Origin of the sequence: Niastella populi (assembly GCF_002078015.1) — a bacterium.
GTDB classification, from domain to species: Bacteria; Bacteroidota; Bacteroidia; order Chitinophagales; family Chitinophagaceae; genus Niastella; species Niastella populi.
Window position 1 is genome coordinate 25,498 of the sequence record NZ_LWBP01000067.1, and the last position, 19,057, is coordinate 44,554.

At 47.9% G+C, this 19,057-nt stretch carries 11 protein-coding genes; 10 read left to right on the plus strand and 1 reads right to left on the minus strand.

What is annotated here, in order from left to right:
• The first annotated feature begins 191 nt into the window (after positions 1–191).
• The 10 genes from A4R26_RS07555 (at position 192) to A4R26_RS07600 (ending at position 17,333) form a co-directional block, all read left to right on the plus strand.
• The gene (locus A4R26_RS07555; protein ID WP_081163096.1) at positions 192–713 is read left to right on the plus strand and encodes a hypothetical protein; all 522 of its coding nucleotides are present in this window, start codon (positions 192–194) and stop codon (positions 711–713) included.
• Positions 714–1,053: 340 nt separating this feature from the next.
• The gene (locus A4R26_RS07560; protein ID WP_081163098.1) at positions 1,054–1,803 is read left to right on the plus strand and encodes a DeoR/GlpR family DNA-binding transcription regulator; all 750 of its coding nucleotides are present in this window, start codon (positions 1,054–1,056) and stop codon (positions 1,801–1,803) included.
• Between the two features lie 102 nt (positions 1,804–1,905).
• The gene (locus A4R26_RS07565) at positions 1,906–5,136 is read left to right on the plus strand and encodes a SusC/RagA family TonB-linked outer membrane protein (RefSeq protein WP_081163101.1); all 3,231 of its coding nucleotides are present in this window, start codon (positions 1,906–1,908) and stop codon (positions 5,134–5,136) included.
• 140 nt (positions 5,137–5,276) lie between these two features.
• Positions 5,277–6,935, plus strand: coding sequence for a RagB/SusD family nutrient uptake outer membrane protein (locus tag A4R26_RS07570; protein ID WP_081163104.1), 1,659 nt, complete (start codon positions 5,277–5,279; stop codon positions 6,933–6,935).
• Between the two features lie 281 nt (positions 6,936–7,216).
• Entirely contained in the window at positions 7,217–7,924 is a 708-nt protein-coding gene (locus tag A4R26_RS07575) for a hypothetical protein (RefSeq protein ID WP_081163107.1), read from the plus strand.
• Positions 7,925–8,105: 181 nt separating this feature from the next.
• Positions 8,106–8,855 (plus strand): DeoR/GlpR family DNA-binding transcription regulator, encoded by a 750-nt coding sequence (locus A4R26_RS07580; protein WP_081163110.1) that lies wholly within the window; start codon positions 8,106–8,108, stop codon positions 8,853–8,855.
• A 260-nt stretch (positions 8,856–9,115) separates the two neighbouring features.
• Positions 9,116–12,274 carry a SusC/RagA family TonB-linked outer membrane protein gene (locus tag A4R26_RS07585; RefSeq protein WP_081163114.1) on the plus strand — a complete coding sequence of 1,053 codons (3,159 nt, stop codon included), beginning with the start codon at positions 9,116–9,118 and terminating at the stop codon, positions 12,272–12,274.
• 24 nt (positions 12,275–12,298) lie between these two features.
• A complete protein-coding gene (locus A4R26_RS07590; RefSeq protein WP_165760184.1) occupies positions 12,299–13,996 on the plus strand; it encodes a SusD/RagB family nutrient-binding outer membrane lipoprotein in 1,698 nt (565 codons plus the stop codon).
• 23 nt (positions 13,997–14,019) lie between these two features.
• On the plus strand, positions 14,020–14,796 hold the full coding sequence (locus A4R26_RS07595; protein WP_165760185.1) for a DUF4397 domain-containing protein: 777 nt from the start codon (positions 14,020–14,022) through the stop codon (positions 14,794–14,796).
• Positions 14,797–14,867: 71 nt separating this feature from the next.
• Entirely contained in the window at positions 14,868–17,333 is a 2,466-nt protein-coding gene (locus A4R26_RS07600) for an MG2 domain-containing protein (protein WP_081163124.1), read from the plus strand.
• 148 nt (positions 17,334–17,481) lie between these two features.
• Here A4R26_RS07600 and A4R26_RS07605 read toward each other — a convergent pair whose 3' ends face one another.
• On the minus strand, positions 17,482–18,885 hold the full coding sequence (locus A4R26_RS07605; RefSeq protein WP_165760186.1) for a nucleoside recognition domain-containing protein: 1,404 nt from the start codon (positions 18,883–18,885) through the stop codon (positions 17,482–17,484).
• Positions 18,886–19,057 lie beyond the last annotated feature (172 nt).

Consider the following 19,057-nt stretch of genomic DNA (forward strand, 5'->3'; position numbering starts at 1 on the left):
CCAGTGAGCTTTGAAGTTACCCGCGGGGCCCGCTGTATTTCACCATTGCCCATTCACCGGTTTTCAACCGGCATTGGTAGCTGATTGTAGAGATGGTATTTACTCATTGAAAATCAAAAATTGTTTTTAATGAAACAGCCATGTTGGAATTTTCAATATAACATATATGTAAATGAAAATTTTGCCATGGTATGTTCCCCGTCCGAACGGGTCGTAAGGGCGGGCTGCTGGCAAAAACCAATAAATATTTTCAGATGAAAAAGATCTCCATAACCCTGCCCGTTATATTGTTGAGCATTTTATTTTGCCAGCGTGCTGCAGCACAGGATTACCGGTTTGCAGCAGGTGTGCGGCTCAGCAACTCCTCTCCTACTTTAAGCAATGCCATTTCGGGTAAGTTCTTTGCTACCGATAAAACGGCCATTGAAGGCCTGGTTGCCTGGGGTAACCGTTTCGGTATCGGCGCATTGATTGAAATACACAACAGGTTCAATACTCCGGGACTAAGCTGGTATTATGGGGGTGGCGTATATGTGGGATTTCAGGATAGTGACACCTACCTGGGCCCTACCGGTATCATAGGCCTGGATTATAAATTCACCAATGCGCCGGTAAACCTTTCGCTCGACTGGAAACCTGAGCTGGACATTATTCCCGATATCAATTTTATTCCCGATGCATTTGCGCTTACCATCCGGTTTGCGTTGAAATAAAGGCAACGAGGCAACAAGGCAAAAGGCAACGAGCGAATACAGCGCTACCAATATTGTTTCTCAAAACTACAAAAGGATCACCTGCAGCCGGGTTGATCCTTTTGTAGTTTATTACCTCATTATCCCATTATCACATTACCCAATTACCCCATGCAGCTTCTTTCTTATCAAGTCCAAATTATACATCCTACATAATAAATTAACGCATAAAGCCGCAAACAAGGTGAAAGAAACTGTTGTCAACTGCTATATTTTGCTCATTTTATCCATATTTAATCATGTTTGTGCGTATTTGTGCTACATTTCCCTTTATATTTGATCTGAAACCAACCTAACACGTATGCTGAAAAAAGAACGTCAGGCATATATCCTGCACCAGGTGAACCTGCACAATAAAGTACTCTCCTCCCTGCTGAGCCACGAGATCAGGGTATCGGAAGATACCATCCGCCGCGACCTGCAGGAGCTTTCTGAAGAAGGCAAACTCATAAAAGTGCATGGAGGAGCCCTGTCACACTCCTTCAACGACGTAACCTACTCCGGTTTAAGTGTGTATTCACAGGATCAGAAACGGATCATTGGCGAAAAAGCAGCCGCGCTTATTGAAAACGGCATGTTTGTACTTACCAGCGGCGGCACTACCATTATTGAAATGGCGCGCGCACTGCCACCCTCTTTAAGGGCCACCTTTATTTCAGGCAGCATTCCCGCCATTCTCGAATACATGATGCACCCCAATATTGAAGTGATCATGATCGGTGACCGGGTTTCTAAAAATGCCAAGATCACCATTGGCGCCGAAGCCATCGCCAAGATCAAAAACATCAACGCCGACCTCTGTTTCCTTGGCATCAACGCCATAGATATAAAACGAGGCACAACCGAAAACGACTGGGAAATAGCGCAGCTGAAAAAGATCATGATCGATTCATCGCGTAAGGTCGTGTGCTGTACCATCTCTGAAAAGATCAACACCCTGCAACCGATCCATATTTGCAACCTACCCGACATCGACATCCTGATCACCGAACTACCACCTGATGCGCCCATCCTGAAACCGTACGTCGATGCCGGCATACAGGTATTATAACTGATTGAAAAAACAAAACCAAAACACCCGTTCCGTATCCATGAACAACCTGTGCCTTTACCGGGCACACGCACTTTCCTACTAACTAATAAAAAAAATGTTATGAGAAGAGCCTGTTTCCTTGCACTGCTTGTCCTATGCAGCAGTTTTCTCAATGCTGCCTTTGCACAAACCATTAGCGGGGAGGTTTACGACAAAACAACCAATACCCCTGTTCCCGGCGCCAATGTGATCACCGACAAAAGCAAAAAAGCCGCCATTACCGGTATCGATGGAAAATTTACGCTTGAATTGTCAGGCGCCGATCAGTTCATCGAAATATCACATACCGGTTTCAAAACACAACGCATTGCGCTTGTTTCCGGTACCACTTCATATAAAGTGGAACTGGAAACATCTTCATCATTAGACCAGGTGGTAGTGGTTGCCTATGGCACCCAGAAAAAAGTAAATCTTACCGGCGCCATTGCCACTGTTGACGTAACTAAAACCTTTGGCAGCAAACCACTGAACGATCCTACACGTGCGTTGCAGGGTATTGTTCCGGGCCTCACTATTCAATATGGTAACGGTGGTTTAACCGCCGGCGCCAGCGTAACCATTCGCGGTCTTGGTTCTATAAATGGCAACAGCCGCCCGCTGATATTGGTCGATAATGTACAAACAGACGATCTTTCGATCATCAACCCGCAGGATATTGAAAGCATTTCGGTTTTGAAAGACGCCGCCTCAGCTTCCATCTATGGTGCGCGTGCAGCCTTTGGCGTGGTATTGATCAAAACCAAATCGGGCCGCAAAAATCAAAAGGCCACTATATCCTATACCAATAACTTCAGTTGGAACAAACCCACCATTCTGCCCGACTTTGCCGACCCCGAATTTGAGTTGCAGGCATTGCACGATGCAGGCGTAAGAGCAGGTACTTCCACTCCGGAAACGTTTGGGATGCGGCTGCTGAAATTGAAAGAAGGAATTATTAACTGGAAGAAAAATTACGCCGGCAAAAACGGTCATGAGATGGTGAAAGGCGAAGACTGGAATGTTGAAGCCGACGGCCGCACCTACTTCTACAAAGTATGGGACCCCAAAAAAGAGATGCTGGAAAAATATACCTTCTCACAACTGCATAATCTGAACATTGCCGGCGGCAGCGATAAAATTGCCTACTACCTGTCATCTGGTTACAGCTATGATGGCGGTATCATGAAGATGAACCCCGATGCAGTGAAAAAGTACAACGTAACCGCCGGTATTACCGCTACGGTAACCGACTGGCTCGATGTAAGCGCCAAAACCCTGTACCGCAACTTCGAGTATGAATTTCCGTATGAATACCAGAACTACTGGCACTATTTCTGGCGCTGGGGTTCTTATTTTCCCTACGGCACTTACCAGGGCAAATATTTCAGAACGACCTCGGCTTACCTCGATGGCGCCAGTAAGGGTAATCTCACCAGCAACTATCAACGTATAGATCTCGGCGCTACTATAAAGCTCAGCAAAAAATTAAGCATCAGGACCGATTATACCATCGGCCGCGATAACCTGTTGCGCAAAGAAAGTGGCGGGCCGATCATTGCATGGGACTACTGGACGGCCGGCGCCCTTAACCTCGCCGATATTTCCACGGCCGCGCAAAACTCACTCACCTATACTACCGGCCGTATGAAGGTGAATACCATCAACTCTTTCGCTACTTACATCGATAAATTTGGCGATCATAATGTAAAAGTGATCGCAGGTTTCAATGCGGAAGACAATGAGAACATCAACTATTATGTTACCCGCAGAGGATTACTCGATCCGGCACAGGCAGAGTTTGGCACCGCTTATGGCGACTTTACCGGCGGCGGTACCGGTTCAGGCGTTCCGTTAGGCTGGAGCACGCTTGGCCATGGTAAAAAAGCCTTTGCCGGTTATTTTGGCCGCATCAACTACGACTATAAAGAAAAATACCTGCTGGAACTGAATGGCCGTTATGATGGTTCATCCCTGTTTCCGCCGCAGGACCGCTGGGCCTTCTTCCCTTCTGTAAGTGCCGGTTACCGCATAACCCAGGAAGATTTTATGGATTTCGCCAGGGCATATGTTAGCGATCTTAAGATCCGTGCGTCTTATGGCGAACTGGGCAACCAGGATGTAAGCGGCGCAAACGGACAAAGCATTTACCAGCGTATTATGTCGGGCGCACAGGCTAACTGGCTTACCAGCACGGGAACCTATGCGCAAACTGTGGGGCAGCCTATCTCTGTTCCCAGATCATTGAAATGGGAGCGGGTGAATACCTTCGATATCGGTATCGATGCCCGCATCCTCGATAATCACATCGGCATTACCTTCGACTGGTTCGAACGCAATACAAAAGGAATGATCCAGGGCGCCTCTATGCCATCAACCTTCGGCGTTGGCGCTCCAAAGATCAATGCCGGTAACTTTCGCGCCCGTGGTTATGAAATAAGCATCGACGCGAATTATAATATCGGAAAGGACATTGCACTGTATGGTACGCTTGGCTTCAGCGATTATAAAACCGTATTTACCAAATGGGAGAACCCCAACATGTCGATCGTCAATACCTCGAATTACGTAGGTAAAACCTATGGCGAGATCTGGGGTTTTGAAACAGACAGGTATTTTGAATCGGCAGCCGATGTAGCCGCCTCGCCTTCACAAACCCTGTTACAGGCCGGTAACTTCAGGTTCGGCGCCGGTGATATCAAATACAAAGACCTGAATGACGACAAGAAGATCGATGGCGGAAAAATGACGCTCAGCGATCACGGCGATCTGAAAGTGATAGGCAATACCCAGCCCCGTTATCTTTACAATGCCCGCATCGGCGGCAGCTGGAAAAACTTTGATGTAGATATTTTCATTCAGGGTGTTGGCAAACGCCAGTGGTGGGGTATCGGTAATACCGTATTGCCCATGTACCAGAGTCTCGATATCCTGTACGCCAATCAAATGGATTTCTGGACACCTGACAATACAGATGCCCGCTATCCTGTACCCTACCCCAACAACGGCGGCGGCGCCATTGCCGGCTTATCTGCAGGCAGCAATAACTTCTATCCCCAATCGAAATACCTGATGAACCTGGCCTATTGCCGGTTAAAGAACGTTTCGCTGGGTTATAGCATGCCCAACAACCTGTTGAGCAAATACAGGATCCAGAAACTACGGTTTTACGTAAGCGGACAAAACCTGGCCGAGATCTCGAATGTAGGTGCGCCGCTCGATCCGGAGATCACCGATGCAGGCCTGAGCGGTTTTACGGGAAGAACATTCCCCTTCAACCGCCAGTACTCGATTGGTATCCAGATCACCTACTAACCTTCTAACTAAAAATTATAATTTCTTTATATGAAACGAGGCATGATAAAATTTTTATTATAACCCACAGGGATCCACCGGCTGGCGGATTATCATGCTGAGTTCCATCTGGCCAAATTATAAAAATTAAAAAATTAGAGATGAAATTTAATAAATCATTACTGTACCTGTTCCTGCTACTCGCAGGTACATCCTGTAAAAAGTACATCGATGTATCGAACCCCGATTCGCTGTCGGATCCTGCTTATTGGAAGAACGAGAACAATGTACGCACCTACAACTGGGAGTTCTATAATATGTTTGCCGGTTTTGGTAATGGCAGCAGCACCAACGGTGATTTCTACTTTACCACGTTCAACGATGACCAGTGCCCGCAAAACTTTACCCAATACCCGCAGGCCACGGCGGCAACCAATAACGACTGGTCGTTCACTTACGTAAGAAAGGCCAATATCATGCTCGAGCGCATTGACGGTATAGAAACAATGGACGATGAAGCGAAAAATCACTGGAAAGGAATTGCCCGCTTCTTCAGGGCTTACCAATACTTCAGGCTGGTGCAAACATTTGGCGATGTGCCCTGGTACGGCCATTCAATAGAAGCGGAAGACAGTGCACAACTGTTTAAACCCCGCGATTCGCGCAAACTGGTAATGGATAGCGTGCTGGAAGACCTGAACTTTGCGGTTGCCAATATTCGCCAGGCAGATCAGCCCAACACAGTGAACAAAGACATAGCGCTGGCGCTGAAAGCAAGGATCTGTTTATTCGAAGGCACGTACCGCAAATACCATACAGAACTTAGCCTGCCCGATGCCGCCAGATTCCTGAACGAAGCAAAAAGCGCCGCACAGGCATTGATGGCAAGACCGTATGCGCTCAATCCTAATTATCAAAGCATTTATAATGTTGATAATTTAGGTAACAATAAAGAGGTGCTTATGTATAAAAGATACGAATCAACCTACCTCACCCACTCTACCATTGCCTATTTATACAGCAGCACCGTAATCAGCGGGCTGAACAGATCGGCGGTTGAATCGTATTTGTGCAGCGATGGAAAGCCCATTTCGGTTTCTCCATTGTACCAGGGCGATGATGATCTTGATAAGGTACTGGCGAACCGCGATAAGAGATTGAAGTTGTCGATAGACACCACCTATCTTTATTACAAAGGGCATATTAAAAACAGTTTTACTTCAACAACCGGTTACCGCGTAACGAAGTTCTTGCCCGATACCAACGCGGTAAAAGCCATTCCCACCGGTATTGGCCAGAACCTTACCGATGCGCCGCTCTTCTATTTATCGGAAGTATATCTCATTTATGCAGAAGCAGCTGCAGAGCTCGACAACCTGGGGCAATATACCATTACGCAAACAGACCTCGACAATACCATCAATAAACTGCGGGCAAGAGCAGGCGTAGCGCCATTGACGGTAAACCCCGGTTTTACCGATCCTCAAATGGATCCGGATATTCCTTCATCACTTATTTGGGAGATCCGCCGCGAAAGACGCGTAGAACTGATGATGGATGGTTTCCGTTACCAGGACCTGATGCGCTGGAAAAAAGGAACGAATATGGACAGCAAGGTAAACCCCAATGTTTACCTCGGCGCCAAAGTTCCGCCCAATGGCAGTGTAACATTAAATGCCGATGGATACATTATGCCTTATACAGCCGCCAGTCAGCGCGTATTTATAGATCCTAAACATTATTTATCAGCAGTACCAACCAACCAGATATTGTTATACCCTGCCGACGTACAAAAATCGATGCAGAACACCGGCTGGTAATTTATTTCGAACGCTGATCACCGGTATTAACCGACAAATAAACACTAAAGGCCTCCTGGTAAAACGGGAGGCTTTTTCTTTAGTGTACCCTGAACATTATTCCATTATTCAATTTTTAATGTTTATTCATAACGCCGTATATCGCCGCAAATTTGTTTAACAAACAGTGCCTGATATTACACATCCGTTAAAAAAAATCCCTTTCAGGAATAAAACAACAAATCCCGGCGGTGCATAACATTTTGTTTTAATAATTGGTAGCTTTATATAAAATGGTGCTTATGAAACCTACGATCATCGAACACCCTTTCCATGATATCAGGCTGACCTATATGAGTGAAGCCCCCTTAAGCACGCTTGAACAGGAAGGGATTGAAAAATATGTGGAGCTGCATAACCAATCGCAGGAGTACAAACAGGTTATTGAAAGATTACTTACCTATTATACATCGGCCGGCAAAACACTTCAGAAATGCAAGGCTATCTTCGATAACCTGCAGAATGAATACATTCTGCTTACGCCTATGCTGCATTATCTCGAAGAAGGCGGTCCTTTGTCGGAAAATGAAATAGAAAGCATCGATGAAAGTGAACGCGTATGTTACGATACGCAGCCGTTACTAACGCAGTTGCATACCTTCAACCATACTTTCGATGCATATGCCGACGGATTGATGGCCGCAGAAAAAGAATATTCCGGCACGGAACAACAACAGGAAAAACTCGAATTGTTGTTCGATGATTTCAACGACAATTATTTCAACCCCATCATTAAAGACTGGAAGACCATGGAGATTGACATTTGCAGTCTGGACGAGAACTTCGATGATTTCCGGGGCGCCTTCTGCGATATGACCGATATGGTTGATAAACTCTGCGAGATCCGCAATGCCTTCCTTGACGCACATATAAAACTGCAGAACCGCATCGTTGAGCTCGATAAAGACATAGTGGCCCTGTTTGCCGCTATAAATGGTGAATCAAATTAATATTTCAACTTTTCGCCAACCACAAAGTTAAAAGGCCTGCCAGGGCGACAACCATCCGCACAATCCCGCAAATATTGCGCTATTGCGGATAATTTCATGCTCATTTTGCGTTTTTCCGGCTGCTTTCTGCCAATTCATGCGGCAAATAAGTTATATTTGGTTAAGTAACCCCTAACTGCATATGCTTAAAAAAGAGCGCCAGGCGTTTATTCTACATCAGGTGAACCTTCATAACAAGGTACTCTCCTCCCTGTTGAGCCAGGAAATACATGTTTCAGAGGACACTATCCGCAGGGATCTGCAGGAATTGGCCGATGAAGGCAAGATCATAAAAGTGCATGGCGGGGCGCTAAGTCATTCCTTCAACGAAGTGTATTATCCAACCGATAACGTATACTCACAGGATCATAAAAAGATAATTGCCAACAAAGCGGCAGCCCTCATACAAAACGGCATGTTTGTGCTTACCAGTGGCGGTACTACCATCATTGAACTGGCCCGGGCATTACCCCGTCAGTTAAAAGCCACATTCATGTCGGGCAGCATACCAGCCATACTGGAATATATGCAGCACCCGACCATAGACGTAATTATGATCGGCGACCGCATTTCAAAAAGCTCCAAAATAACCATTGGGGCCGAAGCGATTGCCAAAATAAAACAGATCAATGCCGATCTCTGCCTGCTGGGCATAAACGCCATCGACCTCAAACATGGCACCACCGATAACGACTGGGAAGTAGTGCAACTGAAAAAAGCGATGATCCAGTCGGCCCGCAAAACGGTTTGTCTTACCATTTCTGAAAAGATCAACACACTGCAACCTATCCACATTTGCGATTTACAACATATAGATGTTCTGATCACCGAACTGCCACCCGACGATCCGAAACTGAAGCCCTATATCGATGCGGGCATTCAGGTGCTGTAAGGTTAGTTGACTTGTTAACCAGTTGACGGGTTAACAAGTTTGACAAGACTGCCCCCGGTGAAGTTGAGGTTGACGGGTTGGGCCGGCGGCAACACAGGTGGTTTAGGTTGAAAAAGGTTTCCTTCTTCATTTTGAAAAACCGGCTGCCCTCGTTCCTTTTCTTATGAAAACGGATAAGCATTGTTTTTTTCAACTGAACAGGTTGAACCAGCATTGTTTTGCCCTTATGAATCACTGATTAATTGACCAAAAAAACTGTTATGAGAACTCCCCTCAAACTGCTTATGGCAGTTGTATGCCTTTTTTATGGCCTCAACGCAACGGCACAGGAAAAAACAATTTCCGGAACGGTGCTGTCAGACGATGACGGTCAACCGTTACCCGGTGTAACCGTTACCAATTCGGTAACCAGTAAACGAACACAAACCAACCAGGCCGGTTATTTTTCCATTGCGGCCGACAAAGGCCAAAAGATCATTTTTACCTACGTGGGTTATGTAGCCAGGGAATTCACCGCAGGCGACGACAAAAGCATCAACATCCGGCTTGTTTCGAACAGCAGGGAAATGGACAACGTTGTCGTTACCGGTTATGGCATTCAGCGTAACAAACGGGAACTCGGTTATCAAACGGTTACCGTAAAAGGGGAAGACGTGGCGCAAACCAGAAGGGATAATTTCCTGAATGCGCTTGCAGGCCGCGTGCCCGGCATAACGGTAACCTCCACTTCCGGCGTGCCCGGCGCCAGTGCGCAGATCATGCTGCGGGGCGGTGTTTCAATAGGCGGTAATAACCAACCCCTGTTTGTGGTAGATGGCGTACCGCTCGATAACAGCGCCATTGAACAGGAAAGCCTTATAGGCGCTTCCCAGGCTACCGGCTCATCGGGAACCCTTTCGCTTTCGAACCGTAACCAGGATTATACCAATCGCATTGCCGACCTCAACCCCGAAGACATTGAAAGTATTACCATCCTGAAAGGCCCGGAAGCCACTTCCCAATATGGTTCCGATGGTGCCGCCGGCGCCATTGTGATCACTACCAGAAAGGGGAAGGCCGGGCAAACCAGGGTCAACTACACCAACTCGTTCACCCTGTCGGAAGTATACCGTTACCCGCAGTTACAAACCACCTATAACCGGGGTAATAACGGGATAACCGATTATACTGCCTACAACAATGCCAATTCGGCCTATGCACTGGGTTTTCCTTATTTCGGTTCCAAGTATGCGGAAGGCACACCACGGTTCGACAACCTTAAGAACTTTTTCGATAAATCATTTTCAACACAGCATAACCTCAGCCTCGAAGCCGGTTCCGCAGATTTCAATTACCGCATGTCGATAGGCTACCTCAATGCCAACGGCATTGTTCCCAATACAAACTACAAAAGGGCCAACGTACGCTTTTCGGCCAATGCGCGGCTGAACAAAAAAATGACGGTGACCTCTTCATGGGCTTATATTTACAGCACCAACCGCAAACCGGTAAAAGGCCAGGGCAGTTTTTACATGAATTTGTTAAGCTACCCTATAGATACCGACGTACGCGATTACATGAACCCCGATGGTTCGCGCAAACTGCTGCGCGGCCTCACAGCTACCGACGAGGTGGACAACCCCTTTTGGGAAGCCACCAAGAATTACGCAAATGATAATACCGACCGGTGGACGGGCAATACCAATTTTACCTATAACGTCCTGAAAGGCCTTACGTTCAACGGTATTATCGGGTTAGATCAGTTCACTACCCAGGGGCTGTTGTTCTATCACCCGCAGTCGAGAGCAGCATATACCCTAGGCGGTTACCTGAGCACTTTCGAGAACGTTTACCGGGGCCTGAATGGAACTGCGCGGCTCTCTTACCGGAAAACCATTGCCGACAAGTTCTCGAACGATGTATACGCAGGCACCTACTTTGAAAACAACAATACTTCGCTGAATGCACAACGCGGCGAACGTTTTTATGAGCCGGAATTTGTGAGCATAAACAATACCGACCCCCTCTCGCGTGATGCCCGCCTGCAGCAAACCACTATCCGCAAACTGCGGTTTTTCGGCGGTTATACCTTAGGTTACGATAACCTGGCCTACATTTCTGTAACGGGAACCACCGAAGGTGTGTCAACCCTTACCTCTCGGTTCAAAGACAAACAGCCTTATTTCAATTATGCGTCTGTTTCGGGTAGCTTTATCGCCTCAGAACTTCCTTTCATCAAAGGTGTGAAAGAAATTTCTTACCTGAAACTGCGGGCGTCTTACGCCTCTACCGGAAAAGCGCCGCTGCGCCCTTATATCATCGATTATTCCTTTGCCCCCCAAAGCACCACCGGCGGCGGCTTTGCACTGGGAGTAACATTGAACAACTTCAACCTTACTCCTGAATTTTCGAACAACTTCGAGATCGGCGGGGAAGCAAAGTTCTTCAATAACCGCGTAGGTATCGACGTGGCTTACTTCAAGAACCGGGTAAAGAACCAGATCATAGCCAACCGCCTGAGCTATGCTACCGGCGGCATTCTGAAATGGATCAACGGCGGCAGCCTGCTGGCCGAAGGCTGGGAAATACAGTTGACCGCAGCCCCGGTACGTTCCAAAGACTTTAGCTGGGATGTTACCGTAAACTTCGACAAGGCGCGTACCATTATTGAAAAAATGCCTGCCGATCTGCCTTTCTATTATGATTCCGATACCTGGCTGTATGGAAACGTACGCTCACAGGTAGGTGTAGGCCAGTCGCTCGGCAACCTGTCGGGCAACACTTATCAGAAGAATGAAAAAGGCCAGCTGCTGATCTCCCCTACTACCGGTTTACCTATAACGCAAAACCAAAGCTGGGCGCCCATCGGCGACCGCACGCCCGATTTCAAAATAGGGGTTATCAACAACCTTACCTATCGCAACTGGTCGCTGTCTTTCAACCTCGACATTCGCAAGGGCGGCGATGTGTTCAATGCCAACGAAATGATGATGACCATCCTGGGCGTAAGTAAAAGAACGGAGAACCGCGAAGAGCCGCGGGTAATAAAAGGCGTGCTGGCCGATGGTTTGGAAAACACCGCCAAACCTACCGTAAACACCATTGCCATTACCCCCTACTTCAGAAGTTCCTATTACAGCAGTACCAGTTCCATTTCAGATGCCGATTATGTAGAAAACGTGAATTGGTTAAGAATGCGGGATATCACCCTGGGGTACCAGTTGCCGGCTGCCCTCATGAAACGGCAGAAGGTATTCAAAACGGTTTCCCTGTATGCTACGGTTACAGATGTATTCCTTATCACCAATTATTCGGGTATTGACCCCAATGTGAACGGCCTGAACTCATCCAATACAAAGGGATATGGCGGGGCCGGCATCGACTTTGGCGCTGTTCCCACACCCAGAAGCCTCAATGCCGGGTTAAAACTCAACTTCTAAACATCTAAAAACCGAACAATGAAAATGAATAAATTAATTATAGCAATAATAATGGTTACCGCACTGGCGCCCGGAACCGGTTGCCGGAAGTACCTGAATGTAAATACCGATCCCGATACCGTACAGGAGCCATCCGCCTCATCGGTATTCCCCGCAATGCTGGCAGCCATGTCGTACGGCCTGCAACGCGACGGCCGTTACATCAGCAAATACGTGGGTAACTTTCACTCCTATTCAACCGGTATATCAGATGCCGCCTTCGACACCCATGGTTATATTTTCAGCAGCTCGAACATGGGCGATATGTGGTGGATGACCTACTACAGCCTCGGTAACAACTTAAATTACATTATAGAAAAAGGCCTGCAGAAAGAGCAATACGATTATGTGGGCGCCGCCTATGCATTACAGGCCTGGGCCTTTCAGTCGCTTACCGACCAGCATGGAGAGATCATCTTTAAGGAAGCCTGGCAGGAAGATACTTACTATTTCCACTACGATTCACAGGAAACAGTATACAAAGGCGTGGACACCATTTGCCGGTTAGCTTTGCAATACCTCGATAAAGCAGCGGCCATGACGGCCACTACCCTTAAAACAGGCGATTATTCCTACCAGGGAGATATTAAAAAATGGAAAAAGTTCGTATATGGCATCCTGGCCCGGAATTATAATCACCTGAGCAATAAAAACGGCATCTACAATGCCGATGAGGTGATCAGGTTCTGCGATAGTTCATTCACCTCTGTTAACGACGATTTTGTTACACCGTTCGACGCTACCAAAAATGAAAACTCCAATTTCTGGGGCACATATCGCAACAACATGGGTAGCTGGCGGCAGAGCAATTTCATCATCCAACTCCTCGACGGTACTATCTTCGCCGGCAATACGGCTGCAGAAAACAGAGACCCGCGGATATCGCATATGCTTTGCACCTCTTCCGATACCACCAATGGCAACGGCGGCTATTATGGTATAAACCCCGGACAAAGCGAGCAATACGTATCGCTTAACCCGCCCGCCTCCTACCTTGTAAATGGCCAGCCGCCAACTTCCGGTACGGCGCTTACCAACTGGCAGAATGCACGGAAGAAAACGGTTACACCGTGGGGTGATAGCACCTATGTGAACCCAAGTTCGGGTGTATTCAATGACGCTACCGGTAAGTATCTTTTCAGGAACAAAGCCGTGATGCCCGTTATGACCTACGCCGAACTGCAGTTCATAAAGGCCGAAGCAGCCCTGAGAAAAGGAGATCCCGGTATGGCACATGATGCTTATCTCAAAGGCATCAATGCACATTACGATTTCATCAACAGAAGTTACTCCGCCCTGCGAGGTGCAGTAAACATTTACAATACCAATCCCATTTCAGCCGCTGACCGGAACCGTTACCTTACCGGCGCCAGTGTGAAACAGGATCCCGGCAGCCTTACCATGACCGATATTATGTATCAGAAATACATTGCGCTTTGGGGATGGGGTTTTCTTGAAACCTGGGTTGACCTGAGAAGGTTTCATTATACGAACGACCCCGACCCTGCAGCCCCGGTTTATAAAGATTACGTGCTGCCCGCAACTTTTTCGCAGGGATTCCCGGCTTACCGGGTAAGACCGAACTACCAGTCGGAATACGTATGGAACCTCGACGAATTAACGAAATTAGGCGGTACCAAATCAGATTATCATACGCTTGAATGCTGGTTCAGCAAACCCTAGTTTATCAACCTAAAAAATGTACGATGAAAAAATATATAATGCTCACAGGAATGGTGATCGCCGGTGCAGCGACCATTTACTCCTGTAAAAAGAATACCATTTCGGTGGCGCCCTTCGATGTGGCCAGCGACCAGGCCCTGTTCAAACTGAATTATGCCTGTCCGTACCGCGGCATCGGCGCCGTGCAGATAAAGATCGACGGCAACCGTGTAAGTAATAACATTACCTACAATACCCCGTTCCCCGGCGGCGGGTTGAATACCGGCGGCAGCAACAATGCCGATTATATGAGCCTTACACCCGGTGAACATACCGTTTCATTAAGCGTGCCCAAAGTAGGTTCAGGCGAAGATTCGATTCCCGTATATACGACAACCGTTAATGTACAGGCGAAAACCTATTATACGTTACATGTAGCGGATACCACCGCCAATACGTTCAGCTTGTTATTGACCGACCTCGATAACAAACCCGATTCAGGCATTTCGAAATTCAGTTTTGTAAACCTGATACCCGGTTCGGCCATTGACCTGTATTACGGTACAACGAAAGTGGCTTCGAATATTGGTTTTAAGAATTCGACGGATACGTTTAGCCTGGCGGCCGGGGCCAGTGCCCAGTTTGCCATCAGGCTGGCGGGCGCAGCCCCCGGTACAACACCGCTGGCCACCTACCCCACCACCAATTCAACTTATTCCATTCCCAACCAACGGGTATATACAGCGTATGCAAGAGGGTACCTCGGGCTGGTTTCGCCCGATACACGCCGCGCGCAGTTGTCGTTATTATTCAATAAATAGATCTTAATTTTAGTTGACTGGCTAACGGGGTAACCTGTTAACCAGTCAACTTACCAGTTAAGCCGTCATCAATGAAACCGCTATCCGTCATACTGTTACTATTCGTTCCCTTTAATTACCTGCCGGCGCAAACGACAGGCACTTCGCCCGATGCTGCATTAGCGGCGTTCAAAAACAACTACCCGCAGGAAAAGGTTTTTCTGCAAACAGATAAAACGTATTACTTCCCCGGTGAAACCATCTGGATGAAAGCCTGGTGCGCCCTCGACGGTGCGCCTTCCTATTTAAGCCGCATCCTGTATGTTGATCTCGTAAACAGCCAGGGTGAAGTGATCAGCAAAAAAATGTACAAGCTGGATAGTTTGGGAAGCACGCCGGCCGACCTGGAACTGCCCGCACAAATAGAAAGCGGTAACTATACCCTGAACGCGTATACGCTCTGGATGCTGAACTTTCCGCAATTCGTTTATCACCGGCATATCTTTGTTTACAATTCCGGCAGCTATCAAAAAGCGACAACCGGCAAACCGGGCATCAGTATCCGGTTCTTCCCCGAAGGCGGCGAACTGATCGCCGGCAGCAAAAGCCGCATTGCCTTTAAAGCTACCGATAAAAATGGCTGGCCGGTTGCCATCCAGGGAACAGTAACCGATAACACGGGCAGGGCAGCCGCCGGTTTTGCTACCGAACACGATGGCATGGGTGTTTTTGAAATGGACGTGGAAGCAGGAAAAACCTATACGGCGGCTATTGCCAACGGTAATAATGAACAGTATAAACTACCCGTTGTAAAAGAAGAAGGGATCGGTTTGCGGGTAGAAAATACCAACCCCAACCGCGTATTCGTATTGTTAAACCGGGCTGAAAAGAATAAGGAAAAATATGGCCTGTTAAAACTGGTTGCGCAAATGCACCACCAGGTGGTATTCAGAGCCGGGTTGAATTTTGATGAAGGCCAAATGGCGGCACCTATTCCCAAAAAGAATTTGCCGCCCGGCATTATGCAAATAACGGTGTTCGACGAACGCAATAATCCGCTGGCCGAACGGCTGGTGTTTATTGAAAACTATCAACTCATTGCCCCCCGCATAATTACAGATACGCTGAATACAAAAGCACGCGGCCGGAACCAGTTCAGTTTTTCCGTTAACGATGTTGGGGCCGCCACCCTCAGTTGCCTGGTTACAAGCGATATTGCCGGCACTACCCTTAACCAGGAAGATAATATTGCCTCTTCGTTACTGCTTACCACCGACCTTCCCGGCCAGATCAACAACCCCGGTTATTATTTCAAGAATAAGGAGCCGCAAACCCTGCATCACCTCAACCTGTTGCTGATGACCCATGGCTGGCGGCGTTTTGAATGGAAAAGAATTTTGCAGAATGATTACGCAACGTTGAAATACCCGGTTGAAAGCGCCATAACATTCAGTGGCCTGGTAACCAAAAGCGACCGCAGGGAACCGGTGAAAGACGGCAAGGTGAGTTTTATTATCAGGGGCGATGATTCAACATCGCTGCTGGCCGAAGCTATCCTTACCGATAAAGGCGAGTTCCTGCTGAACAATGTAAACTATATGAAAAGTGCGGCGGTAGCCTATATGGGCACCAATAATAAAAAAGAGAATTTTGTGGTGGATGTAAAGCTGAACCCCGCCTATATCGATTCCCTGAAGCAATCGTTGTACCATGCAGGCATCGATCTCGATACCGTTAACCTAATAAACAAACATGCGCTGGGCAAATACATCTACGGGCAAATGAATGGGGCCGGTAATGCTGCCTTTAAGAATGCGAAAACATTACAGGGAGTAACCGTAACTGCGAGGAAGCAAAACCGGGAAGATTCGCTGAACCGCGAATATGCCGGCGGTCCGTTCCTGATGGGCAAAAGCATTGACCCTTCGGCAACAAAATACGCCCGCACCATATGGCAGATCATACAGCAAACCGTGCCCGGGGTAACGGTAGAAGGCAATCCCTTCGATCCCAAAGTTTCCTTTAACCGTTTCAATGCTTTGGGCAATGAAGACGTTACCGTTGATGCCGGCGGCAGCTCCGACGGCGGCATCAGCAACGACATTGTTATGCAAACCAATGGCATTGCGTATTATCTAAATGAGGTAAACGTATCGAAGGACATTATCAACACCCTTTCCGTTGAAGATGTGGCCCTGATAAAAGTATTGAAGAACGAAGGCGCGGTGCTGGGCGCCTCACAGGGCGTTATCGCTTTGTACACCAAAAAAGGCATAACGGCCAATAAGCTGCCGTTTGAAAAATCGTACACCGTAATAAAGCGGGAAGGTTATGCCATAGTACGGCAGTTTTACAGTACCGGTTATTCGCAAAACCCGGAAATTCAGGGGTCCGATAACCGGCATACCCTGTACTGGAATGGAAAGATCACCCCGGCAAAAGACGGTACATACCGCTTTCGCTTTTTCAATAACGACACCAGCAAACAATTCAGGCTGGTGATACAGGGGGTAGATAAGGAGGGACAATTGATATACGGTGAGCAACTTATTCAGTAAATAGGCCTTCTGGTTTGTAGGTAGCTGTTTGTGGTTTGTGGTTTGTGGTTTGTGGTTTGTGGTTTGTGGTTTGTTGTTTGTTGTTAAGGCGTCCGGTTTTTCCATCATCCCATTATCACATTATCCCATTATCACATTATCAAATTCCCTAAACGCTTCCGCCAAAGAACAGGTACGCCAGTATGATGGCGGTAATAACGCCTGCCAGGTCGGCCAGCAGCATGGAGCCTATGGCATAGCGGGTATTTTTTATGGAAACAGACCCGAAGTAAACCGCAATAACATAGAACGTGGTATCCGAAGCGCCCTGGAAAATGCCTGAAAGGCGGCTGGCGAATGAATCCGGACCGTTTGCCATCATGGTGCTTACCATCATACCCCGGGCTGCGCCCCCGCTTAACGGGCGGATCAATGCGGTTGGCAGTCCGTCTACAAACCGGGTATCGGCGCCAAGGAAAGCAAAAAAATTACGGATGCCTTCCATGATCACATCGAAGGTGCCGCTGGTACGCAGCATGCTCACCGCCACCAGTATGCCCACCAGGTAAGGAATGATGCGGATGGCGGTCTCGAAACCGTTCTTCGCACCATCTATAAAGGCATCGAACACATCGATCTTTTTATACACCGCACCCAGCACGATCAGCAGGAACACCAGCAGGATAAGTCCATTGCTCAACACGCTCGAGAAGAACTGCACGCCGGCAGCGTCGAGGGTGGTGAGGTACCAAACCAGCAGCGCCACTACGGCAGAAATGCTGGCGATCCACATTATAATAACCGGTTGCAGCAGGTTTATCTTTTGCCTGAACGATACAATGAACATGGCCACCATGGTGCCCACGAACGTTACGATCATACAGGGCAGAAATACGTCGGTAGGGTCGCTTGCATGTTGCGCCGCCCGTACGGCAATAACGCTTACGGGAATGAGGTTGAAACCGGCAGCATGCAAACACAGGAACATGATCTGCGCATTGGAAGCCACTTCTTTGCTGGCATTGAGCTCCTGCAGGCTTTGCATGGCCTTCAGTCCAAACGGCGTGGCCGCATTATCGAGCCCCAGTAAATTGGCCGAAAAGTTCATGATCATATGCCCCATGGCGGGGTGGCCTTTCGGCACTTCAGGAAAAAGTTTTGAGAAGAACGGGCCAATGATGCGCGACAACAGGTTGATGCCCCCGGCCCTTTCGGCAATGCTCATAAAACCCATGAACAGGGCCAGGATGCCGATCAGCTTAAGACAAAGTTCAACCGCATCCCAGCAGGTATCTACAATGCCATTGGCCGCCTGTACCCGTACGGCCATCACCTTATCCCCTTCCCGGCGGTAAATGAGGTCGCCCTGCTTTACCCGGCCAACGGTATCGAGGGCCGCTGCCAGCGAAGGCTCAGCCGCAGAAACGGGCATTTCCTTCACCTGCACCGAATCGCCCCGTTTACCCACCACCATTGAGCTGAAAACCTGCTTTTGACCACTCGTGAGGAATTGAATACCAGCAACTAAAATAGAAACAATAATAAAGGCACTCCAGATACGACTTAATGCCATAAGGGAATAAGATTAAGCGCTGAAGATAAAGGAATCCAGCCATATTTTATCACCCGGTAATACCCTATCTTTGCGCCGCTGAAAACAGTTCTAAGTACCGGGTGCTGAGTTGTGCGTTGGCCGCTAATAGTTGTTAATTACGCGGCACAGGATCAACCACAAACCATAAACA